General features: G+C 68.7%; 17 protein-coding genes and 1 pseudogene. 4 read left to right on the top strand and 14 right to left on the bottom strand.

The features are described from left to right. The first annotated feature begins 113 nt into the window (after positions 1-113). Positions 114-668 (top strand): Smr/MutS family protein, encoded by a 555-nt coding sequence (locus EER27_RS13805; protein ID WP_123088713.1) that lies wholly within the window; start codon positions 114-116, stop codon positions 666-668. Positions 669-674: 6 nt separating this feature from the next. Here EER27_RS13805 and EER27_RS13810 read toward each other — a convergent pair whose 3' ends face one another. The 10 genes and pseudogenes from EER27_RS13810 to EER27_RS13855 form a co-directional block, all read right to left on the bottom strand. Then, positions 675-908, bottom strand: a complete 234-nt coding sequence (locus tag EER27_RS13810; protein WP_123088714.1) for a hypothetical protein — start codon at positions 906-908, stop codon at positions 675-677. A gap of 361 nt (positions 909-1,269) precedes the next feature. Continuing rightward, complete coding sequence (gene truD, locus EER27_RS13815; RefSeq protein WP_223807345.1) at positions 1,270-2,340, bottom strand: tRNA pseudouridine(13) synthase TruD; 1,071 nt, start codon at positions 2,338-2,340, stop codon at positions 1,270-1,272. Next, complete coding sequence (ispF, locus tag EER27_RS13820) at positions 2,337-2,813, bottom strand: 2-C-methyl-D-erythritol 2,4-cyclodiphosphate synthase (RefSeq protein WP_123088715.1); 477 nt, start codon at positions 2,811-2,813, stop codon at positions 2,337-2,339. Before ispF ends, truD begins: the two co-directional genes overlap by 4 nt. Before the next feature lie 2 nt (positions 2,814-2,815). Beyond that, entirely contained in the window at positions 2,816-3,289 is a 474-nt protein-coding gene (locus EER27_RS13825; protein WP_123088716.1) for a hypothetical protein, read from the bottom strand. A 2-nt stretch (positions 3,290-3,291) separates the two neighbouring features. After that, positions 3,292-4,029, bottom strand: a complete 738-nt coding sequence (gene ispD, locus EER27_RS13830; RefSeq protein ID WP_123088717.1) for a 2-C-methyl-D-erythritol 4-phosphate cytidylyltransferase — start codon at positions 4,027-4,029, stop codon at positions 3,292-3,294. A gap of 191 nt (positions 4,030-4,220) precedes the next feature. After that, positions 4,221-4,574: pseudogene (gene ftsB, locus EER27_RS17370) on the bottom strand (cell division protein FtsB); the annotation flags it as partial. Positions 4,575-4,592: 18 nt separating this feature from the next. Beyond that, positions 4,593-5,882, bottom strand: a complete 1,290-nt coding sequence (gene eno, locus EER27_RS13840; protein ID WP_123088719.1) for a phosphopyruvate hydratase — start codon at positions 5,880-5,882, stop codon at positions 4,593-4,595. A gap of 16 nt (positions 5,883-5,898) precedes the next feature. Further along, positions 5,899-6,732: a 3-deoxy-8-phosphooctulonate synthase gene (kdsA, locus tag EER27_RS13845; protein WP_123088720.1), complete on the bottom strand. Its 834-nt coding sequence runs from the start codon at positions 6,730-6,732 to the stop codon at positions 5,899-5,901. Between the two features lie 118 nt (positions 6,733-6,850). Next, the gene (gene pyrG, locus EER27_RS13850; RefSeq protein WP_123088721.1) at positions 6,851-8,524 is read right to left on the bottom strand and encodes a CTP synthase; all 1,674 of its coding nucleotides are present in this window, start codon (positions 8,522-8,524) and stop codon (positions 6,851-6,853) included. Positions 8,525-8,934: 410 nt separating this feature from the next. Continuing rightward, positions 8,935-9,171, bottom strand: a complete 237-nt coding sequence (locus tag EER27_RS13855; RefSeq protein ID WP_123088722.1) for a hypothetical protein — start codon at positions 9,169-9,171, stop codon at positions 8,935-8,937. Positions 9,172-9,496: 325 nt separating this feature from the next. Between EER27_RS13855 and parE the strand changes: the two genes are divergently transcribed. The 3 genes from parE (at position 9,497) to EER27_RS13870 (ending at position 17,183) form a co-directional block, all read left to right on the top strand. Continuing rightward, positions 9,497-11,419, top strand: coding sequence for a DNA topoisomerase IV subunit B (gene parE / locus EER27_RS13860; protein ID WP_123088723.1), 1,923 nt, complete (start codon positions 9,497-9,499; stop codon positions 11,417-11,419). Between the two features lie 319 nt (positions 11,420-11,738). Continuing rightward, positions 11,739-14,903, top strand: a complete 3,165-nt coding sequence (locus EER27_RS13865; RefSeq protein WP_123088724.1) for a proprotein convertase P-domain-containing protein — start codon at positions 11,739-11,741, stop codon at positions 14,901-14,903. Positions 14,904-15,101: 198 nt separating this feature from the next. Further along, complete coding sequence (locus tag EER27_RS13870) at positions 15,102-17,183, top strand: TonB-dependent receptor plug domain-containing protein (RefSeq protein ID WP_190285810.1); 2,082 nt, start codon at positions 15,102-15,104, stop codon at positions 17,181-17,183. A gap of 43 nt (positions 17,184-17,226) precedes the next feature. Here the strand turns inward: EER27_RS13870 and hutG are convergent, their stop codons facing one another. The 4 genes from hutG to EER27_RS13890 form a co-directional block, all read right to left on the bottom strand. Then, the gene (gene hutG, locus EER27_RS13875) at positions 17,227-18,009 is read right to left on the bottom strand and encodes an N-formylglutamate deformylase (RefSeq protein WP_123088726.1); all 783 of its coding nucleotides are present in this window, start codon (positions 18,007-18,009) and stop codon (positions 17,227-17,229) included. Between the two features lie 68 nt (positions 18,010-18,077). After that, complete coding sequence (locus EER27_RS13880) at positions 18,078-20,186, bottom strand: S9 family peptidase (RefSeq protein ID WP_123088727.1); 2,109 nt, start codon at positions 20,184-20,186, stop codon at positions 18,078-18,080. Between the two features lie 135 nt (positions 20,187-20,321). Then, a complete protein-coding gene (gene gorA / locus EER27_RS13885; RefSeq protein WP_123088728.1) occupies positions 20,322-21,707 on the bottom strand; it encodes a glutathione-disulfide reductase in 1,386 nt (461 codons plus the stop codon). 447 nt (positions 21,708-22,154) lie between these two features. Continuing rightward, positions 22,155-23,432, bottom strand: a complete 1,278-nt coding sequence (locus EER27_RS13890; RefSeq protein ID WP_223807346.1) for an NAD(P)/FAD-dependent oxidoreductase — start codon at positions 23,430-23,432, stop codon at positions 22,155-22,157. Positions 23,433-23,556: the final 124 nt, after the last annotated feature.

Below are 23,556 nucleotides of genomic sequence, written 5' to 3' on the forward strand. Positions count from 1 at the left end.
CCATGATAGCCGATGGCGGTTTCGCGCCCGCCAGAGCGCGCGCAATCGTGCGCCACGCCCGTGTCGCGGACGTCCGCGCTTGCCAGCGTCGGTGGCGGCGCTAGGCTGTGACGATGGTTGATGACAACGACGATGACGCCGAGCTGTTCCGTTCCGCGGTGGGTCCGGTGCGACGCATCCAGGCGCCCGCGCCGCCGCCGACCGCTCCGCGGCCCCGGCCGCGAGCGGGCATGGCCGAGCGCGACGACGCCGCGGCACGCGAGGCATTCCGGCATGCGCTGGATGCCAGCCTGCTGGAGGCGGGCGACGCGCTGGTCTATCGCAGCGAGCGTCTCTCGCCGCGTGCCTGGCAACGGCTTCGACGCGGCGAGATTGCCGCGCAGGACGAACTGGACCTGCACGGCGCGGGCGTGCGCGAAGGCGAAGCGCTGCTGCGCGCGTTCATCCACGACGCCCACCATCGCGGCCTGGGCTGCGTGCGGGTGATCCACGGCAAGGGATTGCACGCCGGCGAATGCGTTGCCAGCAGCGGCGTGCCGGTGCTCAAGAACCTGGTCGACCGTCTCCTGCGCCAACGCGCGGACGTGGTCGCCTTCCACTCCGCGCCCGCCTCTCAAGGCGGGACGGGGGCGGTGCTGGTGCTGCTCGCGCCGCCGAAACGGCGCTGAGCAGGATCAGTCGTCGTCCTCTTCGGACTCCATCGGACGGCGCGGGGTGTTGACCCATACCACGTCGATACCGCGGCGGCGCGCGATGCGCTCGACGGCGGCGATGTAGGCCTCGTCCTGGTCCATCAACGACGGCGTGTGCGGCGGCGGTACGAACGCGTCGCGATCGCTGGTGCTGGCGCACGCGGCGAGGCCGAGAACGGACAGCGACAGCACGGTGATACGAAGGCTGGCTTTCATGGCAGCGGCTCCGATTGGGAATGCGCCCATCGCATTCCATCCGCCCTGCGATTTCGCGGGGCTTCCTTCGGCTTATACGCCCGCGTCAAGCGGTCACCAGTGCCAGCGGATCGCTTCCGACGAACGGTGGAAAACACCGTCACCGTGGAACATCCGCGCCATCTCGCTTGTGGCAAGACAACCCGGCACGACACGGTTTCCGCCTGCGCGGGCATCGTTCAGCCAGGCACGTTGCGGGTCTGGAACGGTTGACGCGGGTAGCGGCCCGGGCCATCCCGGAGACGCTTCGGAGGGAAACGCCCCTGTCGCCCGTGGACCTCACGCGGATGCGCCCGGCCCGCCCGGTGGGCGGGCGGTGGATTCAGGCAGACCAGCGCATCGGCGTCGGGGCCGTCGTCGCGCCCAGTTCGTCGAGCACGACCGTGGCGTAGCTGCCGGCCGGCAGCCGGAAGGCAAGCTCCAGCGCGCCGTCGTCGAGCCAACGCCACGCCAGGTCCTGCGCGCGCAAGCGCAGCGAGCGGCGCTCCTGATTGAGCCCGGCCGCCTCCAGGCCTTGGCACAGCGCCTGCTCTCCATCGCCCGCCAGCGCGGCCAGCTCCAGTTCGGCGGCGGCGTCGCGGCTGCGCAGCTCGCCGCGCCCCCACAGTGGCCCGCTGGGGTGGATATCGAACGCCGCAAGCCGCTGCGCCAGCGCCTGCGTGAAAGGCTCGGGACCAAACACGCTGCGATTGCCGTCCAGTGCCCACACCTCGCCTTCCAGGCCGCGGTCCCAGGCGCCGGCGGCAACTCGTGCAGCCAGCACCTGGTTGAACAGCTGCGAGCGCGCCGCCGACAGCAGAATGCTGCGCTGCTCGCGACGCATCCGCCGCCCGGCGAACATCGCCAGCGCGTTGGCCACGTTGTCGCCGTCGCGGCCGAAGCGCTGCTCGCCGAAGTAGTTGGGGACGCCACGGGCGGCGATCGCCTGCAGCCGTGCCTCGATGGCCGCACGGTCGCCGTCGATCCCGCGCAGTACCAGCACGAAGCGGTTGCCGGCCAGCGCGCCACGCGGCAGCTTCTTCGCGTGCCAGGTGTGCTCGAGCACCTTGAGCTCGTCGTCTTGAAGCGCCGCCAGGTCGGGCGCGATCCGCTTGGGCAGGTGCACGCTGATGCGCTGGCGCGTGACCGCGTGGCGATCCTTCAAGCCGGCATAGCCAATCGCCACCTCGCCCACGCCGGCCCATTGCGCGATGCGCTTGGCCGCGAACGCGGTGTTCATGCCGCGCTTCTCGATCGTCAGCAACAGGTGCTCGCCGCTGCCGGTCGGCTCGAAGCCGGGCACTTCCTCGACCAGGAAGTCCTCCGCCGTGGTGCGGATCTTCGCCGTCAGCACCGGCGCGCCGTGCGCGCGCGCCAAGCCCGCAGCGAGGCTGTCGTCGCCGACCGCGCTCACGCCGACACCAGCAGGCAGACTGCCATCGCCGCGATGCCTTCACCACGACCGGTGAAGCCCAGCGTTTCGGTGGTGGTGGCCTTGATGCTGACCGCGTCGAGCGCGATACCCAGTTCGGCAGACAGGCATTCGCGCATCGCCTGCGCGTGCGGACCGACCTTGGGGCGTTCGCAGATCACGGTGATGTCGGCATTGCCGACCTTCCAGCCGCGCTGCCCGATCAACGCGTTGCAGTGGCGCAGGAACGCGCGGCTGTCCGCGCCGCGCCACCGTTCGTCGCTGGGCGGGAAATGCTGGCCGATGTCGCCCAGCGCCAGGGCGCCGAGCATCGCATCGCACAGGGCGTGGATCGCGACGTCACCGTCCGAGTGGGCGACGATGCCGCGCCCGTGCGGCACGCGCACGCCGGCAAGCATCACGTGGTCGCCGTCGCCGAATGCGTGGACGTCGTAGCCCTGGCCAATGCGGACCATGCTCACGATCCGGGACCGTCCACGGAGGGCTGCGGCGATTCAACCAGTTGCTTGAACTTTTCCTTGTCCACGTGCTGGCTCATGTTCTGGATCGCCGCGGTGACATCGGGATGCCCGAACACCTGCTGGCCGGCAAGCTGGCCCAGTGCCTCGAAGGCGGTACCGATGGCATCACCGCCTTCCTGAGCGAGTGACGCCCGGGTTTGGCCCAGGCAGTCCTCGGTGAGCAGGCGCGTGAACGTCGCCGCGACCCGGCGGTCCAGTGCATCGACCTGCCCGGCCGGCAGCTCCGGCAGTTGCTCCAGCGCCGGATGCCGAGTGACCGCGGTGAACATCCACTTCACCAGTTGTTCCTTGTCGTCCGGACTGGCCGATGCGGCCAGGCATTGCGACAACCCCTCGCCCGCCGTGCCGGCATTCACCGCCTGCAACGGCGCGATCGCCAGCCCGGCCAGCAGCCAGGCGGCACCTGTCATTTTCATCCCCGTTCCCCTGCGGCATCGACGCCGCGTCGCTGCAAAAGAAATTCCATCAACGCCAGGTCTGCCGGCGTCGTGACCTTGAGGTTGTCTTCGCGGCCTTCGACCAGTTTCGGTCGCGCGCCACGGCGCTCCATCGCCATCGCCTCGTCGGTGACCAGCGCCCCGTCGGCGCGAGCCTGGCGCAGTGCCGCCGCCAGCGCATCCCGGCGGAATGCCTGCGGCGTCAGCGCGCGCCACAGCCGTTCGCGCGGCTCGGTCGCGGCGATGCGCGCATCGGCATCGGCGCGTTTGAGAGTGTCGCGGACCGGCGCGGCGAGGATGGCGCCATCGGCGCTGGCGGCGGCCGCCTCGATCAACCGGGCCACGTCATCGGTGCGCAGGTTGGGGCGTGCCGCGTCGTGCACCAGCACCAAGGCGTCGGCGGGCACGGAGGCGGGAAGCGCGTCGAGCGCCGCCAGCACCGAGTCCGCGCGCTCGCCACCGCCGATGCAACGCAGCACCGGCTTGCCCAGACGCTCGGTCCAGCCCGGCCAAAGCGCGTCGTCAGCGGCCAGCGCCACCATCGCACCGACCACCCGCGGGTGCGCGAGCAGGGCATCGAGTGCGTGCGCGATCAGCGGCTGGCCGTCGATGCACAGGTACTGCTTGGGGATCTCACCGCCAAAGCGGCTGCCGCGGCCGGCGGCCGGGATGACGACCCAGATGCCGGCCGGTGTGCCGTCGGGTGTGCTCACGGCTGGGGATCGCCGCTGTGGGGTGCGTCGCTGTCGGGTGTGCCGGTGGCCGTGTTGTTGGTCGACACGTCGCCTGCGGACAATCCGCCCGTCGGACCCGCATCCACCGGACCATCGCCGGAACGCGCATCGCTGGCGGGCGCCTCGGCGATGGACGCGCCGGTGACGGGCGCATCGCCGCTGTAGGCCACCTCGGCAGGTACATCGACCACCCCTGCCTCGCCTGCAGGCGCCGTGAGCGAGGGCGAACGATTTGTCACCGCCGGCGCCTCGACCACGCGGTAGAAGGTCTCGCCCGGCTTGATCATGCCCAGCTCGCTGCGTGCCCGTTCCTCGACCGCTTCTTCACCGGACTTGAGGTCTTCGACCTCGGCGGCCAGCGCGTCGTTGCGCTGTTGCAGACCCGCGTTGTCGCGGGTCTGCAGGCGCACCTGGTCACGCAGCGCGGCGACGGCGAGATCACCGCCCTCGCCAAACCACAGCCGGTACTGCAGGGCCGCGAACAACGCGGCCAGCACCACCAGCAGCAGCAACCTCCAGCGCATGCGCGTGTTGCGCCCGGCTCAGCGCTTGAGCGAGACGAACGCGTCGCGGCCGACGTAGCGGGCAGCGGCGCCCAGCTGCTCCTCGATGCGCAGCAGCTGGTTGTACTTGGCCACGCGGTCGCTGCGGCACAGCGAGCCGGTCTTGATCTGGGTCGCGGTGGTGGCCACGGCGATGTCGGCGATCGTGGTGTCCTCGGTTTCGCCCGAACGGTGCGAGATGACCGATGCGTAGCGATGGGCGTGCGCCATGGCGATCGCCTCGAGGGTCTCGGTCAGCGTGCCGATCTGGTTGACCTTGATAAGGATCGCGTTGCCCACGCCCTTCTCAATGCCCTCGGCGAAGATCTTCGGGTTGGTGACGAACAGGTCGTCGCCGACCAGCTGCACCTTGTCGCCGATGCGATCGGTCAGCAGCTTCCAGCCGGCCCAGTCGTGCTCGGCCATGCCGTCTTCGATGGTGACGATCGGGTACTGCGCCGCCCAGTTGGCGAGGAAGTCGACGAACTGCTCGCTGGTCAGGCGCTTGCCTTCGCCGGTGAGGTTGTACTTGCCGTTCTCGAAGAACTCGCTGGAGGCGACGTCGAGGCCGAGCAGGATGTCTTCGCCGGCCTTGTAACCGGCCTTGCCGATCGCTTCGAGGATGGTTTCCAGCGCTTCCTCGTTGCTGCGCAGGTCCGGCGCGAAGCCGCCCTCGTCGCCGACCGCGGTGCTGAGTCCACGGCCCTTGAGCACCGATTTCAGTGCGTGGAACACCTCGACACCGGCGCGCAGGCTCTCGGCGAAGGTGCCCACGCCCACCGGCAGGATCATGAATTCCTGCAGGTCGACGTTGTTGTCGGCGTGCGCACCGCCGTTGATGATGTTCATCATCGGCACCGGCAGCGACACGTCGTTGCCATTGGCCAGGTGCTGCCACAGCGGTTGCTTCTTCGACGCCGCGATCGCGTGCGCGTTGGCCAGCGAAACGCCGAGCAGCGCGTTCGCGCCCAGGCGGCCCTTGTTCTCGGTGCCGTCCAGGTCGATCAGGCGACGATCCAGGCCCGTCTGATCGGCGGCGTCGAAACCTTCCAGCGCCTTGGCGACGACGGTGTTGACGTTTTCGACGGCCTTGCGCACGCCCTTGCCGAGGTAACGGGTCTTGTCGCCATCGCGCAGTTCGACCGCCTCCTTGGTGCCGGTGGAGGCGCCCGACGGCACCATCGCGCGGCCGAAGCTGCCGTCGGCGAGCGTGACCTCGGCCTCGAGCGTGGGATTACCGCGGCTGTCGAGGATTTCGCGGGCGTGGATTTTGGCGATCGTGGTGGTCATGGGGTCTTGGCTGGTTTCAGAGTTGGGATTCGAGGAAGCCGTTGCGCTTGGTCACTTCGTCCAGCGTCTTCAGCGTTTCCAGCAGCGCGCGCATGCGCCCCAGCGGCCAGGCGTTGGGGCCGTCGCTGAGGGCTTCTTCGGGCTTGGGATGGGTTTCCATGAAGATGCCGGCAATGCCAACGGCCATCGCAGCGCGCGACAGCACCGGCACGAACTCGCGCTGGCCGCCCGACTTGCCGTCGGCGCCGCCGGGCAGCTGTACCGAGTGGGTTGCGTCGAACACCACCGGGCAACCGGTGTCGCGCATCACGCTCAGCGAGCGCATGTCCGACACCAGGTTGTTGTAGCCGAAGCTGGCGCCGCGCTCGCAGGCCATGATCTGGTCGTTGCCGGTCGCCTTGGCCTTCGCGGTGACGTGTTTCATCTCCCACGGCGACAGGAACTGGCCCTTCTTGATGTTGACCGGCTTGCCGGCGCTGGCGACCTTCTGGATGAAGTCGGTCTGCCGGCACAGGAACGCCGGCGTCTGCAGCACGTCCACGACCGAGGCCACCTCGTCCATCGGGGTGTACTCGTGCACGTCGGTGAGCACCGGCACGCCGAGCTGGCGCTTGACCTCGGCCAGCACCTTGAGGCCTTCCTCCAGACCCGGGCCGCGGAAGCTGGTGCCCGAAGTGCGGTTGGCCTTGTCGAAGCTGGACTTGAAGATGAAGGGGATGCCGAGCTCGGAGGTGATCTCCTGGAGCTTGCCGGCGGTGTCGAGCTGCAGCTGCATCGACTCGATCACGCACGGACCGGCGATCAGGAAGAACGGCTGGTCGAGGCCAACCTCGAAACCACAAAGCTTCATGCGAACTCCTGGAAAACCCAAAGACCTGGGACACGGATGCGGTCGGATGACGGCGGGAAAAGCCCTTCCGTGGAAAAGGCTTCCGCAGCGTTCATCCGCGCGGCCCCGTGTCGGGGACTCAAGCCGACGCTTCCTTCAGCAGGCTGCCGGCGTGGCCTTCGTTCGCCTTGTATTCGCGCGCGGCACGGATGAAACCGATGAACAGCGGATGGCCGTCGCGCGGGGTCGACAGGAATTCCGGGTGCGCCTGGCAGGCCAGGAACCACGGATGCCGCGACTTGGGCAGCTCGACCATCTCGACCAGGGTTTCGTCCATCGACTTGGCGCTGACCACCAGGCCGGCCTCCTCCAGGCGTACCAGGTAGCGGTTGTTGAACTCGTAGCGGTGGCGGTGACGCTCGCCGACCACGTCGCGGCCGTACATCTCGCGCGCCAGCGTGCCCGGCTTGAGACGCTGCTCCTGCAAGCCCAGGCGCATGGTGCCGCCCAGGTCGCTGGCCTCGCTGCGGCGCTCGACCTCACCGGTGGCGGTGCGCCACTCGGTGATCAGGCCGATCACCGGATGCGGGCTGGCCTTGTCGTTCTCGGTGCTGTTGGCGCCTTCCAGGCCGGCCAGGTTGCGGGCCACGTCGACCACCGCCGCCTGCATGCCGTAGCAGATGCCGAAATACGGGATGCCGCTTTCGCGCGCGTGCTGCGCGGTCAGCACCTTGCCCTCGAAACCGCGATCGCCGAAGCCACCGGGGACGAGGATGCCGTCGACGCCCGCCAGGGCCTCACCGGCACCGAGCTTCTCGACATCGGTCGATTCCAGCCACTTCAGGTTGACCTTGGTGCGCTGGCGCAGGCCACCGTGCTTGAGCGCCTCGCCCACCGACTTGTAGGCGTCCTGGTGATCGACGTACTTGCCGACCACGCCGATCGTGACTTCGTCGACCGGGTGTTCGCTGGCGTCGAGCACCGCGTCCCACTCGGACAAGTCGGTGGGACCGGCGGCCAGGTGCAGGCGGTCGATGATGAGATCGTCCAGGCCCTGCTCGCAGAAGCGCGACGGCATCCGGTAGATGTTGTCCAGGTCGACGGCCGAGATCACCGCGCGCTCGGACACGTTGGTGAACAGTGCGATCTTGCGGCGTTCGCTGTCCGGCAACGGCTGCTCGGAGCGGCACAGCAGGATGTCGGGCTGGATGCCGATCGAGCGCAGCTCCTTGACCGAGTGCTGGGTCGGCTTGGTCTTGAGCTCGCCGGCCGCGGCAATCCACGGCACCAGCGTCAGGTGCATGAACAGTGCCTTGTCGGGGCCACGCTCGGTACGGATTTGGCGGATCGCCTCCAGGAACGGCAGCGATTCGATGTCGCCCACGGTGCCGCCGATCTCGACCAGGCCGACGTCGAAGCCGTCGGTTGCCTCGACGATGCAGCGCTTGATCTCGTCGGTGATGTGCGGGATGACCTGCACGGTGCCGCCCAGGTAGTCGCCGCGGCGCTCCTTGCGGATCACGTTCTCGTAGATGCGACCGGTGGTGACCGAATTCTTGCGGCTCAGCCGCGTGCGCAGGTAGCGCTCGTAGTGACCCAGGTCGAGGTCGGTCTCGGCACCGTCGTCGGTGACGTAGACCTCGCCGTGCTGGAACGGGCTCATGGTGCCCGGGTCGACGTTGATGTAGGGGTCGAGCTTCATCATCGTGACGCGCAGGCCGCGTGCTTCGAGGATGGCCGCCAACGAGGCTGCCGCAATGCCCTTGCCAAGTGAGGACACCACGCCGCCGGTGACGAAAATCAGGGGAGTCATGGAGTTACTGCCGCTGGAAAGCCGTAGTTTACCGACTGGGCGCGACAACCGCGACCGCTTGACAGGCGCCAAGCTGGCAATTCGTGCAGTTTCGGACGCGATCGGGGCCGGATTCGGCGGGATTTGGACCCAATCCGCGTCCAATCCTAGCCAGCCTGCGGATCGCGCCGGGGCATCCGCCGGTCGGAGCGACCGCGCTGGCAAGGCGTGCGCGGCCGATGCCGCCACGCCGATCCGGCGCCATGGCGAGCGATCCGGGTGCTCCCGGCCGCCACAACGAAAACGCCCCGGCACAAGCCGGGGCGCTCCAGACCGGGAACAAAAACGCCCCGGCAAGCCGGGCCGCTCCAGACCGGGAACGAAAACGCCCCGGCAAGCCGGGGCGTTTCGGGTGAAGCTGGACGGATCGCTCAGCGCGCGCCTTCGTCCTCTTCTTCCGATTCCTTCTCGCCCTCGGCTGCCTTCTGCTCTTCGGCTTCGGCCTTCTTCTTGGCTTCTTCGGCGGCCTTGTCGGCTTCGGTGGATTCGGTCGTGGACTGCTCGCTCGCGGCGGCCTGCTCGGCACCGGCGGTGTCCTGGGCGAAGGCGAGCGGCGCGGCCAGCATGGCGGCGATCAGGGTCGGCAACAGCAGCTTGCGGGTGTTCATGGGAAGTGCCTCCAAGGCAATGAAGTGGGACAAGCCATCAATGGGCCGCTCCCCTCAGCGACGTGCGGACCCTAACGACCGAAAGCCTGCTCGCCACTGAACAACGGGGTGTTAACCACGACGTCACACTTTCTCCCCCACTGTGCGCCGAGGGCTTGAACGGGAGCTGCCGGCCAGAGATCCCGGGCACCAGGCCCCTGCCGCAAACACGCGTCGCGGCGCCGCGCCGGGCCAGCGCCATGACCCGATGGCAGCGCGACGAAGCGCCTTGACCGCTCCCCGCCTCGCCCGCATCCTCGCCGCCTGCTTCCGCTGCCGCCCCCTGATGAACAATCGCTACAACGCTGCCGATATCGAAGTCCTGTCCGGCCTGGATCCGGTCAAGCGCCGCCCGGGCATGTACACCGACACCACCCGGCCGAACCACCTGGCCCAGGAAGTGGTGGACAACGCAGTGGACGAGGCCCTGGCCGGCCACGCGCGCAGCATCGAGGTGACCCTGCACGCCGACGGCAGCTGCGAGGTCAGCGACGACGGACGCGGCATGCCGGTCGACATCCACCCGGAGGAAGGCATTCCGGGCGTCGAGCTGATCCTTACCCGGCTGCATGCGGGCGGCAAGTTCAGCAACAAGAACTACGCGTTCTCCGGCGGCCTGCACGGCGTCGGCGTCAGCGTGGTCAATGCGCTGTCGACCCTGGTCGAGGTCCACATCCGCCGCGACGGCAACGAGTACCGCATGACCTTCCGCGATGGCGACCGCGCCACGCCGCTGGAAGTGGTCGGCACCGTTGGCAAGAAGAACACCGGCACGCGCGTGCACTTCTGGCCGGACCCGAAGTACTTCGATACCGCAAAGTTCAACCTGCGCTCGCTCAAGCACCTGCTGCGGGCCAAGGCCGTGCTGTGCCCTGGCCTGACGGTGAAGCTGCACGACGCGGCCAGCGACGAGAAGTTCGAGTGGTACTACGAGGACGGCCTGCGCGACTACCTGCGCGGTGAGCTGCTGGCGGGCTTCCCGCAGGGCCGCGATCTGCTGCCGCCGGAGCTGTTCGTCGGCAAGCTCAGCAAGGACACCGAGACCGCCGACTGGGCGGTCGCCTGGGCGCCGGACGGCGAACTGGTGCAGGAGAGCTACGTCAACCTGATCCCGACCGCGCAGCACGGCACCCACGTCAACGGCCTGCGCACCGGCTTCACCGACGCGCTGCGCGAGTTCTGCGATTTCCGCAACCTGCTGCCGCGCGGTGTGAAACTGGCGCCGGAAGACGTGTGGGACCGCGTCGCGTTCGTCTTGAGCATCAAGATGACCGACCCGCAGTTCAGCGGCCAGACCAAGGAGCGACTGAGCTCGCGCCAGGCGGCCGGCTTCGTCGAGGGCGCCGCGCACGATGCGTTTTCGTTGTGGCTCAACCAGCACACCGAACTGGGCGAAAAGATCGCCCAGCTCGCGATCGAACGCGCCAGCGCACGCCTGAAGACCGAAAAGCAGATCACCCGCAAGAAGGTCACCCAGGGTCCCGCGCTGCCGGGCAAGCTGGCCGACTGCACGTCGCAGGATCTCTCCCGCACCGAGCTGTTCCTGGTGGAGGGCGACTCGGCCGGCGGCAGCGCACGGCAGGCACGCGACAAGGACTTCCAGGCGATCCTGCCGCTGCGCGGCAAGATCCTCAACACCTGGGAAGTCGCCTCCGGCAGCGTGCTGGCCTCGCAGGAAGTCCATGACCTGGCCGTCGCGATCGGCTGCGATCCGGGCAAGGACGACATCACCGGCCTGCGCTACGGCAAGGTCATCATCCTGGCCGACGCCGACTCGGACGGCCTGCACATCGCGACCTTGCTGACCGCGTTGTTCCTGCGGCACTTCCCGGCGCTGGTGGCGGCCGGCCACGTATTCGTGGCGATGCCGCCGCTGTTCCGCGTCGATGTGGGCAAGCAGGTGATGTATGCGCTGGACGAGGAAGAGAAGCGGATCCTGCTCGAGAAGATCGAACGCGAGAAGGCCGAGCGCAAGAAGGGCATGAGCGGCGTGGTCAACGTGACCCGGTTCAAGGGACTGGGCGAGATGAACCCGTCGCAGCTGCGCGAGTCGACGATCCACCCCGACACCCGTCGCCTGGTGCAGCTGACCGTTGACGACAATGCGCAGACGCACTCGCTGATGGACATGCTGCTGTCCAAGAAGCGCGCGTCCGATCGCAAGTCCTGGCTCGAGAACAAGGGCGACCTCGCCACGCTGGACGTCTGATCCAAGGCGCCACCGGCGCCGTTGCCCGCATGGCCCGCCGGGTTCCACCCGGCCGATGGAGCCGTGCGCGCGCCCCTCTCTCCACCGCCCCGATCGCGCATCGGGCTTGCACGCTCGCGACCGATGCCGGGCCCTAGGTGGGGTATGCCGCACGGCGCGTCGTTATCTTCGTATACAGATTTGCGTCACACCTCGCGGTGTCACGCGGCGGAAAAGAGTGACCCGCAGCACACCGACCGCGCAGGCGCCTCCCGTCTAATCGCCGCACCTTTGCCGGCACTGCCGGCCCATCGATCAAAACTCAGGGGACGAGATCACGATGAAAACCTTCCTATCCACCCGCCACGGCGGCGTGGCCGCACTCGTCTTGTGTGTCGTCGGCGGGGTCGCGATGGCGCAAACCCGCTCGCTGCCGGTACAGGGCGACCACGGCGGCAAGGCGAAAGGCGACGAGACCTACCAGATCCAACAGCGCAAGCGCTGGTTCATCGAGCAACGCGGCCTCGATCGCGTCCGCGACACCTCGGTGCTGCGTGAGAACGCGTTGCGCCAGTTGCGCGTTCAACGCCCGCGCCTGGTTGCCTCCGCGGCCGCCGCCGGTGAAGTCTGGACGCCGGTCGGACCGTCGTCGATGAAGATGGGCCAATGGGCCATGGGCCGCGTCGCCGGTCGCCTCACCTCGATCGCCCCGCACCCGACCGACGACAACACCGTCTACGTCGGCGCCGCCGCGGGTGGCTTGTGGAAGACCAGCAATGCCGGCGCCTCCTGGACGCCGGTGCTGGACTCGATCGGCAACTACTCGGTCGGTTCGATCCACGTCGAGGCCAACGCGCCGCAAAACGTCTGGGTCGGTACCGGCGACCGCATCGGCGACTGCGCCGGCTACCTGTCCCACGGCGTGCACCTGAGCTCCAACAGCGGCACCACCTGGGTCGCCCGGAATGGCAGCGGCACCGGCGCGCTGGGCCTGAAGCTGGTGAATTCGCTGCTGGTGCTGCCTTCCAACAGCAACGTCGTCATGGCCGGCGGTGGCAGCGGCTGCGGGGGCGTCAGCGGCGGCACCTCGGGTCTGTATCGCTCGACCAACCGCGGCGTCAGCTGGACGCGCGTGCTGACGCCGACGATCGAGGACATGGTGGTCGCCCGGGGCACTTCGACGGTGTACGCCGCCGCGCCGGGCCATGGCGTCTACAAGTCCATCGACGGCGGCGCGACCTGGACCAACCCCACCGTGGCCATGCCCGGCAGCCGCCTGCGCCTGGCGATCTCGAACCGCGACCCGAACACGCTGTACACGTTCAACGGCACCACCGTGTACCGCAGCCGGGATGCTGGCTTGTCCTGGACGGCAACCAGCAACAGCGCCTGCAGCGGACAGTGCTGGTACAACCTGGCCCTGGCCGTGCATCCCACCTCACCGGCGACGGTAATCGCCGCGAGCATCCGCCCCGCGCGATCGACCAACTGGGGCAGCACCTTCAGCATCATGACCAACAGCTGGGGCGGTTCGCAGCAGGTGCACCAGGACACCCACGTCGTCGTCTATTCGAACAACAACCCGAACCGCATCTGGATCGGCAGCGATGGCGGCATCTGGCGTACCGACAACGGTGGCACCAGCTGGGCCAACATGAATTCCAACCTCAGCATCACCCAGTTCTACGACATCGCCGTGCACCCCAACAACGCCGACATCGTGTTCGGCGGCGCGCAGGACAACTCGTCGTCCGCCCGTCTTGATGGCACCGATGTCTGGGACCTGACCTACGCCAGCGGCGATGGCTTCATGAACCTGGTCGACGAGGTCAACCCGAACATCGTCTTCCAGACCAGCTACCCCCAGGGTGACTACCCCAACATCCTGCGCTCGACCCAGGGTGGCGCCCCGGGCACCTTCTCGGGCGTGTCGAACAGTGGCCTGGTACCGGGCAACTTCGCCTGGAAGACCATCCTCGCCACCGCCGGCGGCTACGCGTTCGTGGGCTCCAATTACGTGCACCGCATGAACAGCGCGGGCTCTGGCTGGACGTCCCTCACCGGCAACCTCGGCACCATCACCGTGATCACGCCGCGCAAGATCGGCAGCGTGGTGCCCACCTACGTCGGCACGTCCAGCGGCGCGGTGCATTACAGCGCCAACGGTGCCGGCACCACGGCCTTCAGCAACGTCACCGGCAATCTGCCGGGCGGTCGTATCGGCGACATCGCCATGGACCCGACCAACGCGCAGCGCGTGTTCGTCGTGCGCTCGGTGTTTGGCGGCGCCAAGCTCTACCGCTCGACCACGGCCGGCACCACCTGGACCGCGGCGGGCGCCGGCCTGCCCGACGTGCCCGTCAACGCGATCCGGATCGATCCACTCAACACGCAGCGGATCTTCGTCGGCACCGACGTCGGCGTGTACGTCAGCGACAACGGCGGCAGCAACTTCGTCGCGTTCTCGACCGGCATGCCGGTTGGCATCCTGATCACTGACCTGGAGATCGACAACGCACCGCACGTGCTGGTCGCCGGCACCTACGGGCGCGGCGCGTGGAAGGTTCCGCTGGGCGGCAACGGTGGCAACCAGCCGCCGGTGTCGAACTACACCGCCAGCAGCACCGGCCTGACCGCCACGTTCCGCGACGCCTCGACCGACAGCGACGGCACCATCGTGCGTCGCAACTGGAACTTCGGCGATGGCACTTCCTCGCCGGCGATCCACCCCAGCCACATCTATGCCGCCGATGGCAGCTACGTCGTCACGCTGACCGTCACCGACAACCAGGGCGCCGCGGCATCCCGGTCGTACACCGTCACCATCGCCGGTGGTGGCAGCAGCAGCGTGCTGACCAACGGCGTGCCCAAGTACAACCTGGCCATCCCGACCAATGAGGAACGTCGCTTCACACTGGTCGTGCCGTCCGGCGCGAGCGGCCTGAAGTTCACCACCGCCGGGATCAAAGGCGATGCCGACCTGTACGTGAAGTTCGGCTCGCAGCCGAGCACGACCGTCTACGACTGCAAGTCCGACGGCGCCACCAGCAACGAAGCCTGCAGCATCACCACCGCGCAGCCGGGCACCTACCACGTGCTGGTCCGCGCGTACGCGGAGGTGTCGGGTCTGAAGCTGACCGGCAGTTACCTTGCCGCCCGCAGTACCAGGACCTACACCAACGCCAACGACGTGGCCATCGCCGACAACGCCACCGTCGAGAGCACGATCGCGGTGGCCGGCCGAAGCGGTAACGCCCCAGCCACGGCGACGCTTGCGCTCGGCATCGTGCACACCTACCGCGGCGACCTGAAGGTCGAGCTGGTGGCACCGGACGGCACGCTGTATCCGATCCATGACCGCACCGGCGGCAGCGCCGACAACATCGCCGGGAGCTACACGCTGAACCTGTCGGGCAGGCCGCTGAGCGGCAACTGGAAGTTGCGTGTCCGTGACAACTCCGGCAATGACACCGGCCGGATCGACAGCTGGAGTCTGGCGTTCTGATCTGACCCTGGCACCGCAATGCGGCAGTGCAGGTCCGGCCAGCCCGGATCTGCACTGTGGCCGTGGCGGTTGCGTCACCAACGCGCAGGTGGCCAGGTGACTTCACACCGGTGATCACCGTCGGGGCTGCCTGCCCGCCTCACATCACGACCATCGCCGTGCACTCGACCGGCGATGGCGGAACGACAAGGAACACCCGTGCGGATCCATCCCTCCCCGCTCGCGCTGGCCATCGCCTGCGCGCTCTCCCTTTTCACCGTGGGCGCGGCGGCGACCGACGCCCCGGAACGCACCGCCAGCGTGGCGTTGCTTGACGACATACAGGTCACTGCGACCCGTCGCGAGGCGTCGGCGCTCGACGTTCCGGTCGGCATCACCGTGGTCGACGGCGAGCAGATCAAGCGCATGGCGCCACAAACCGCCGCGGACCTGCTGCACGGCGAACCGGGCACGTACGTCCAGCAGACCACTCCCGGCCAGGGCGTTGTGATCGTGCGCGGCCTCAAGGGCTCGGAAGTGCTGCACCTGGTCGACGGCTTCCGTCTCAACAACGCGTTTTTCCGCAACGCGCCCAACCAGTACATCGCGCTGGTCGATCCGCTGAACCTGGAGCGAATCGAAGTGGCGCGCGGGCCGATGTCGATCCTCTACGGGTCCGACGCGATGGGCGGCGTGGTGCAATTCCTGACCCCCGAGCCGCGCTTCGACGGAAGCGACTGGCAGACGCGCGGCGTGGTGCGCGCGCGCCTTTCGAGCGCCGATGATTCCAACCACAGCCGCGTCGCGATCGAGACCGGTCGCGCCGGCCTGGGCCTGTCGGCGGGCGTGAGCTACCAGAACGTCGGCGAGCTGCGTGCCGGCGGTGGCGAGACCTTGCCGTACACCGCGTACAGCCAGCGCGGCGGCGACATCAAACTGCTGTGGAGCCCCGCCGAAGGCCACGAGCTGATGTTCTCGGCACAGTACGCGCGCCAGCCCAAGACGCAGCGCCACGACGCCTTGGTGCCGGGCTTCCGCCAGACGCGGGCCGACAACGCCGAGTTCCTGTTCAAGCCGCAGGAACGCACCTTCGGCCAGTTGCGCTATCGCCACACCAACCCGCTCGCGTTCGCCGACGAGATCGCCCTGCAGGTGGGGCACCAGCGCATCGTCGACAACCGCACCACGCGCGAGACCGGCACGGTCAACCGCGAGATCGAAGCCAACGCCAGCCGGTTGTGGGGCTTCACTGCCCAACTGCACAAGGCGCTGGGCGAGCGGCATCGACTGAGCTATGGCGCGGAGTACTACCAGGACACCGTCGACAGCTTCCGTGAGCGGCATCGCCTCGACACCGGCGTGGTCAACGAGCGGCCGTCGCGCTATCCCGATGGCTCGAAGATGGACAGCGTTGGCCTCTACCTCGCCGATGACTGGAAGCTCGGTGAGCGCCTCGACCTGAACTACGGCGCGCGCTACAGCCGCTTCGACATCACCATGCCCGCCACGGCCGCGGGTCCCGCGGTGAAACTCACGCCGGACGACCTCAGTGGCCACCTGGGCGTTGCGGTGCGACTGGGCGATCGCCTGCGCCTGGTCGGCAATGCCGGCCGTGCGTTCCGCGCGCCGAACATCTTCGACCTGGGCACGTTCGGCAGCCGGCCCGGCAGCCGCTTCAACATCCCCAACCCCAACCTCAAGCCCGAGTACGTGACCACGGTCGACCTGGGCCTGAAATACGCCGGCGAGGCGTGGCAGTGGGAGGCGATGGCGTTCCGTTCGAACTATCGTGACAAGATCACCTCGGTGCTGACCGGCGACACCACCGCGTCAGGCCTGGATGTCGTGCAATCGCGCAACGCGACGCGGCTGCAGCTGTGGGGCGTGGAGTCGGGGGTCACGTATCGCCACCAGGCGCTGGAGGCGTACGCCACGGCCACCTACACGCGCGGCGACGAGCAGTTCGACGGCGGCGAATACCCGGCCGATCGCGTGCCGCCGCTGTTCGGCAAGGTCGGCCTGCGTTACGCGTTCGACAGCGCCTGGGAGGTCGAAGGCTGGAGCCTGTACGCAAGCGCGCAGAACCGCCTGAGCCCGCGCGATGCCGCCGACCCGCGCGTCAATCCAAACGGCACCGGCGGCTGGGCAACGCTGAACGCACGCATCGGCTGGCGTGCCACCAGTTCGCTGCAGTTGCAGTTGATTGCCGAGAACCTGGCAGACAAGCGCTATCGCGAACACGGCTCCGGACTGGACGAGCCCGGCCGCAACGTCTCGCTGGCGCTGGACTGGGCGTTCTGATCACCTAGACGCTCTGAACCCGGCGCGCTGGCGGTCTGCTCGATCAGGCCGTCAGCGTGGCCAGCAGCAACGGGCGAAGCACCGCCTGCAATCGCTCGGCGCGCGCCGCATCCCAGGCGAAGGAATCCTCGTCCATGTAGTTGCGCTGGCTGATCTCCAGCTGCACCGCGTCGATACCGCGCGCGGGATCGCCGTAGTGGCGCGTGATGTGCCCACCCTTGAAGCGGCCGTTGGCCACCCAGTCGTAGTCGACCTGCCCCGCCAGGACCGTCTCGAGGCGCGCCTGCAAGCCTGCCGAGCAGCTCGCACCTGCGGCGGTCCCGAGGTTGAGATCGGGCAGGCGGCCATCGAACAGGAACGGCAGCCCGCTGCCGCGGATCGAGTGGCCTTCCCACAGCACCACGCGACCGTGCAGTGCGTGCAAGCGATGCAGCTCGCCGCGCAGGGCCTCGTGATACGGCCGCCAGTAGGTCTCGACGCGCTGCGCGACCTGCTGCGGACCCGGCGCGTGGCCATCGAGGTAGACCGGCTCGCCGGTGAAGCGCACGGCCGGGCACAAACCGGTGGTGTTCTGTCCCGGGTACAACGACGTGTCGTCGGGCGGGCGGTTCAGATCGACCACATAGCGTGAGTAGCGCGGAACGAGCACCGAAGCGCCCAGCTCGCGCGCGAACGCGTACAACCGCGAGACGTGCCAGTCGGTGTCCGGCGCGAGGCGTGCCGCGTCGGTCATGCCGGCGGCCAGTTCAGCGGGGATCTCGCTGCCGTCGTGCGGCAGGCTGATCAGCAGCGGCGCAGTGCCGCGATGCAGGGTGAAGGTATCCATGCCGGCATTGTAGGAGCGGCCGGCGCGGTGCGGGCAGGCCGCGACGCGCCGGGCCGCCAACCACGACCTCAGGGATTCAGGTGCCGGCCCAGGAACTCGCCCGAGCGTTCGTGCACCTGAACCCAGCTGGCATGGCGCAGGAAGAAATGGTGCTCGCCCGGCAACACCAGCGTCTCGACCGGCACGCCACGATCGCGAAGGCCGCCGACCAGGTTGACGCTCTGGTTGAACAGCACCTGCGGATCATCGTCGCCATGGATCACCAGCACCGGCGAGCGCCAGTCGTCGAGCCGGGACATCGCCGAGGACTGGCCCGCGATGTCCATCTCGCCCGGCTGCAGGTTCCACAGCGCCGTGGCATCGCCGCCCTTGGCGGCCACGCGCCAGTCGTGCACGCCGTGGCGATCGACACCGACGGCGAACCGCTTTGAATCGCGGGCAAGCGCGAGCGAGGTCAGATAGCCGCCGTAGGAGCCACCGAAGATGCCGATCCGCCCTGGATCGACCTGCGCCATCGCGGCCAGGTAGGCGTGTGCGGCGAGCACGTCCTGGTACTCGCTCGCTCCGCGCGGTCCCTGCGCCGTCGCGCGCCGGAACGCCTGCCCGTAGCCGGTTCCGGCGCGGAAGTTCAATGCCAGCACCACGTAACCTTGGCTGGCCAGCCACTGCCAGTTCGCGTAGTCGTGGTAGTAGTAATCGATGGGATGCCAGCCCGGCAGCATCTGGCGGATGGGGCCGCCGTGCACGTACAGCAACGCCGGGCGCTTGCCGGGGTGGCCGCCCGGCGGCATCAGCAGTTGCGCGTGCAGCTCCAGCCCGTCGGCGGCCCGGAACCGTACCGTCTGCGGCACCACCATCGCGTCCCGCGGGAAGCGTTGCGGCAACGTCGCCGGGTAGATCCGACGCGGCTGCCCGCCGTCGCGCGCAAGCACGGCGATGGCGGTTGGCTGGCGCGCATCGGCATGACGAAACGCGATCCAGCGACCGTCGTCCAGCAGCAACGGATCGCTTGCGATCGCGTCGGTTGCGGTGAGCCGGCGCTGCGGGCCCGCCTGCGCATCGACGGCGTACAACTGGCGGTGCTCGATGTCATCGCAGTTGGCGCTGAACACCAGTCCGCCGTCGCCGGCAAGCGAGGTGCCGTCCGTCTCGCACGACCCGCGACTCAGCGGAGCCGGCACGCTGCCGTCGGGCGCGTCGGCCGTCAGTGCGTACCAGCGCAACCAGCCGTCGGACTCGGACGCGAACAGCACGCGGCCATCGCGACTGAAGCGCAGCGGCTCGGCGATGACCCCTTGCACAAAGCCGCCGGCCTGTTCGTTGGTGCGATGCAGCCGCCTGCCCTGACCGGTCGCGGCATCGGCGATCCACACCTCGAACGCCCGCGTGGTGGTGAGGTTGGTGGTGTCTCCGGGACGATCTCCGGCAACGCGCAGGAACGCGATGCGACGGCCGTCGGCCGACCAGGCCGGCGCGCTGTCGCGCGCGAAATCCGGTGCCATCCATCGCACTGCGCGCGAGGCGAGATCGAGCACCCCGACAAAGGCGTGGTCGCCGCGCGTGCTGACAAAGAGAAGGCGATTACCGTCTGGCGAGAACGCCACCGCTCGGTGGCTTCCCTTGAGGGTCAACATCGATTCGCGGCACCACGCCGGCGCATCGCCGCCACCGGGCACCGCATGACAGGCGATGCCACCGCCCTGCACCACCAGCGCATCGCCGCGCGGCGAAAACAGCATCGATCGCCCCCGGCCGACGCGCTTCGGCTCGCCCGCACCATCGGTTGCCACCACCCACACGGCCTGCTCGGCGCCGTCAGGATCGCTGTCGGGATTGTTGGCCTGGCCGCCGGTATCCGGGTTGGTGCCGCGCACGAACGCCAGTCGCCTGCCGTCGGCGCTGAGCTGCAACGCGGTAAGCAGCTGGCCGTCGTCGTCGCCATACGCGGTGACGCGACGCGGCGCGAAGTCGGGCGCGCGCGCCACCCAGGCATTGCGCACGCCGCGCTCGTTGCCAACCCAGGCGATTACCGGCGCGTTCGCCGCCGCGACGGGGGCGTCGGGAATCGGCGCACTCAGCAGGTCATCGATCGAGATCGCACTGGCCTGACCGGCAATGCCGGTGTGCGACAGCGCCAGCAACAGCACGCAGGTGAACAGCGAACGTCCATGCTTCATCGGTTGCATCCTGCTCGGTGGCGGCGGTGCCGCCCGTAGGTGTCGACGGGGACGCACGATCAGCCGATCGCCGTAGTGCACCCCATGGGAACGGTAGCACCGGCGCCAGCGCACGCATTTGCCCAAACGCAGGTATCAGCGCATCAGCACCACTTCCTCTGCGCTGGTGGGATGGATCGCGACGGTGTCGCGCAGGTCGTCCAGGGTGATGCCGCGCTTCATCGCAACCGCAAAGCCCTGCAGGATTTCATCGGCCGCCTCGCCAAGCAGGTGGATGCCGATCACGCGCCGCTCCTGACCGACACACACCAGTTTGAACAGGCTGCGCTGTGGCGACTCGGCCAATGCCTGCAGCATCGGCCGGAAGCCGGCGCTAAAGACGTGCACGGCGTCGCCGTGGCGTTCGCGCGCCTCCGCCTCGGTCAGCCCGACCTTGCCGATCGGAGGATGCGAGAACACCACGGTGGCGATGTCGCATGCATCGAACAGCGCGTCGCGACCACCGAACAGGCGATCCATGAGCCGGCGCGCCGCCGCGATCGCGACGGGCGTCAGCGCCGCGTCCGTGCCCAGGTCGCCGACCGCATGGACACCGTCGACGCTGGTCGCGTGGCGCGCGTCGACGATGACATGACCGCGCGCGTCGGTCGCCACACCCACCGCATCGAGCCCCAGACCGGCGCTGTTGGGCGCGCGGCCGGTGGCAAACAGCAGCGCGTCGAAGCGCTCGCTCGCCTGGCCGGTTGCATCGCGCAGACGCACGCCGCCGCCATCGGCGGATTCCACCTCGCCCAGCCCATAACCGAAATGCACGCGCACGCCGTGCTGCCGGTAATCCTCGGCCAGCTGCTCGCACAACTGGGCATCGAAACCGTTGAGCAGGCGCGTGCCGCGCACGAACAGATCGACCTGACTGCCCAGCGCCTGCAGCACACCGGCCAGCTCGACCGCGATGTAGCCGCCGCCGACAATCGCGACCCGCTCCGGCGCCGCGCGCCAGGCGAAGAAGTCGTCGGACACCCCGCCCAGCGCCGCGCCGGGAACGTCGGGTCGCAGGGCGTGCCCGCCGGTGGCCAGCAGCACCTGCTTGGCGATCACGCGCACGCCGTCGTCGCACTCCAGCGTGTCCGCGGCGACCAATCGCGCGCGACTGGGCCGCACCACGATGCCGGCGGCATCCAGCCGACGCCGGTAGGCCGCGTGGATGTTGCTGATGTAGCGCTGGCGATGGGCGATGAACACCTGCCAGTCGAGCCGGTCGATGCCACCGTCGTGGCCGCCCGCCAGGCCGTTGAAGCCCAGCGATGGCGCCATGCGCAAGCGCCCGGCAAGGTCGGCGGCCAGCCACATCGCCTTCTTCGGCACGCAGCCCAGGTTGACGCAGGTACCGCCCAACGCGTCGGGCTCGAACAGCACCACGCGCGCGCCATGCTCGGCCGCGCGAAAAGCCCCGGCCAGTCCACCGGACCCGCCACCCACGACGGCCAGATCAAACTCAATGCCCGTATCGCGATCGGCCATGCCAGTGCTCCCTCGGAAATGGCAGCCGTTATAGCGCGCCCGGCGTGCGACCCGCGCGAGCCGCCAGCAAGCGGATGCGCCGCCGCGCGCACGCGGCGCATGTTTCGTCGCGAGCCGTGTTGGCGTCGGCAACCCCGGAAAGCAACGCCCACGCTCGCCATCGCGCGAATCGCACGCGGCGCGGCATCACGAAGGCAACCGCGCGCCGAGAATCCACTGGAACAGAGCGTTGCGCGACGACGAGCCAATCGACGCCGCAATTGCCCGCCCGCAAAACGTCGTCGGTTCGGCCGTTGAACGCTAGCGGCTTTGGGCATGCCCGGCGTTACGTGACGACGATCCAGTGGCTCGTCGTCACCGCGCCCACGGTACGGACGAGCAACTTGGCACGACCGGCTTCCAACAAGCTGGACAGCAAAGCCGGTGCGTCCGGCGGGTGCGCGCTGGCTACCGCAGTCGCGCCGGGGAGTACGGCGCCGGGTCGATTGCCGGCGCGCGCCCGCTGATGAGATCGGCCACCAGTTGCCCGGTGCCGCAGCTCATGCCCACGCCCATCATCCCGTGGCCGGTAGCCAGCCACAGGTGCCGGCGACCGGGCACGGGCCCGATGATCGGGATGTCGTCGCAACTCATCGGCCGCCAGCCGCACCAGCGCTCGCGCACCTCGGGCCCGACCGGCTCGTGCAGGTATTCGGCCGCACCGCGTTCGAGCGCACCCAGGCGGCGTTCGTTGAGCGAGTCGTCGAATCCGGAGAATTCCATCGTGCTGCCGAGCCGGTAGCCGCTGTCCCAGGCCGTCACGCAGACCTGGCGTTCGCGCAGCACCAGCGGACGACGCGGCGCAAGCGTCGGCGGACTGTAGGTGATCGAGTAGCCCTTGCCGGGCTGCATCGCGCGTCGCAACGCCGGCCAGCCGATCGCCTCGGCCAGCCGCGGCGACCACGCGCCGGTAGCCACAACGACCTCACGCGCCGTCATCCGGCCTTGCGTGGTGGTCAGCTCGATGCCGTCGCCCACCTCGCGCAGGGAGTGCAACGCGCACTGTTCGATGACTGTGCCGCCGCGTTCGCGAAACACGCGAGCGAGTTCGTCGACGTAGCGATCCGGGCGCAACGCGGCATCGCCGCCGAAACGGATCGCACCGGCGACACCGGGCTTGATCGCGGGCTCGTCGGCCTCGTACGCCGGGCCGTCGATGAGCTCCACCGGCACGCCCAGCTCACGCAGCAGATCGAGCTCGTGCTGGCCGTGCTCGAACGCGCGCGCGTCGCGGAACACGTAGTCCTCGCCGCTTTCGACGAACTCGCAGGCCAGCCGGTAGTCGCGCACCCAGTCGTGCAGCCGCGCGCGCGAATCGTTGAGAAGTGCCGACTTGGCACGTGCGCTGGCCTCCCAGTCGCGCAGGTTGCAGCGCATTGCGAATCGCAGCAGCCAACGCCACAGCAGCGGATCGAATCGCGGCGGGATGTACAGCGGCGCATCGGGCGTCAGCGTCCAGCGCAATGCCTTCGCGATGGTCCCCGGCGCGGCGAGCGGGCCGGCGTGGCTGGGCGTGATCGTGCCGCAGTTGCCGTGCGAACTGCCGGCTCCGATGCGACTGGCCTCGACCACCGCGACCCTGCGTCCGGTTTCGACCAGCGCCAATGCACTGGCAAGTCCGGAGACGCCTGCGCCAACCACCACCACATCCCACGTTTGGTTTTGCGCCGCAACAAAATCCGACACCCGACCTCCAGATAATGAGTCGCTCATCGCAAAATCACGCCGATATTGCGCAGCAGCATGACATTTGGGACTTGCGCGAAACAGATTGCCCAGCCCCACCGCCCTCGCCGCGCCGACAGGATGC

It is taken from the genome of Montanilutibacter psychrotolerans (genome assembly GCF_003719825.1).
In the GTDB taxonomy this organism is placed as follows: Bacteria; Pseudomonadota; Gammaproteobacteria; order Xanthomonadales; family Xanthomonadaceae; genus Montanilutibacter; species Montanilutibacter psychrotolerans.

Bases quoted from the DNA above. Each gene is read 5' to 3' on its own strand.
- EER27_RS13805 (WP_123088713.1), top strand. From the start codon at position 114: ATGGTTGATGACAACGACGATGACGCCGAGCTGTTCCGTTCCGCGGTG.
- EER27_RS13810 (WP_123088714.1), bottom strand. From the start codon at position 908: ATGAAAGCCAGCCTTCGTATCACCGTGCTGTCGCTGTCCGTTCTCGGC.
- ispF (WP_123088715.1), bottom strand. From the start codon at position 2,813: ATGGTCCGCATTGGCCAGGGCTACGACGTCCACGCATTCGGCGACGGC.
- EER27_RS13825 (WP_123088716.1), bottom strand. From the start codon at position 3,289: ATGACAGGTGCCGCCTGGCTGCTGGCCGGGCTGGCGATCGCGCCGTTG.
- eno (WP_123088719.1), bottom strand. From the start codon at position 5,882: ATGACCACCACGATCGCCAAAATCCACGCCCGCGAAATCCTCGACAGC.
- kdsA (WP_123088720.1), bottom strand. From the start codon at position 6,732: ATGAAGCTTTGTGGTTTCGAGGTTGGCCTCGACCAGCCGTTCTTCCTG.
- pyrG (WP_123088721.1), bottom strand. From the start codon at position 8,524: ATGACTCCCCTGATTTTCGTCACCGGCGGCGTGGTGTCCTCACTTGGC.
- EER27_RS13855 (WP_123088722.1), bottom strand. From the start codon at position 9,171: ATGAACACCCGCAAGCTGCTGTTGCCGACCCTGATCGCCGCCATGCTG.
- parE (WP_123088723.1), top strand. From the start codon at position 9,497: ATGAACAATCGCTACAACGCTGCCGATATCGAAGTCCTGTCCGGCCTG.
- EER27_RS13865 (WP_123088724.1), top strand. From the start codon at position 11,739: ATGAAAACCTTCCTATCCACCCGCCACGGCGGCGTGGCCGCACTCGTC.
- hutG (WP_123088726.1), bottom strand. From the start codon at position 18,009: ATGGATACCTTCACCCTGCATCGCGGCACTGCGCCGCTGCTGATCAGC.
- EER27_RS13880 (WP_123088727.1), bottom strand. From the start codon at position 20,186: ATGAAGCATGGACGTTCGCTGTTCACCTGCGTGCTGTTGCTGGCGCTG.
- gorA (WP_123088728.1), bottom strand. From the start codon at position 21,707: ATGGCCGATCGCGATACGGGCATTGAGTTTGATCTGGCCGTCGTGGGT.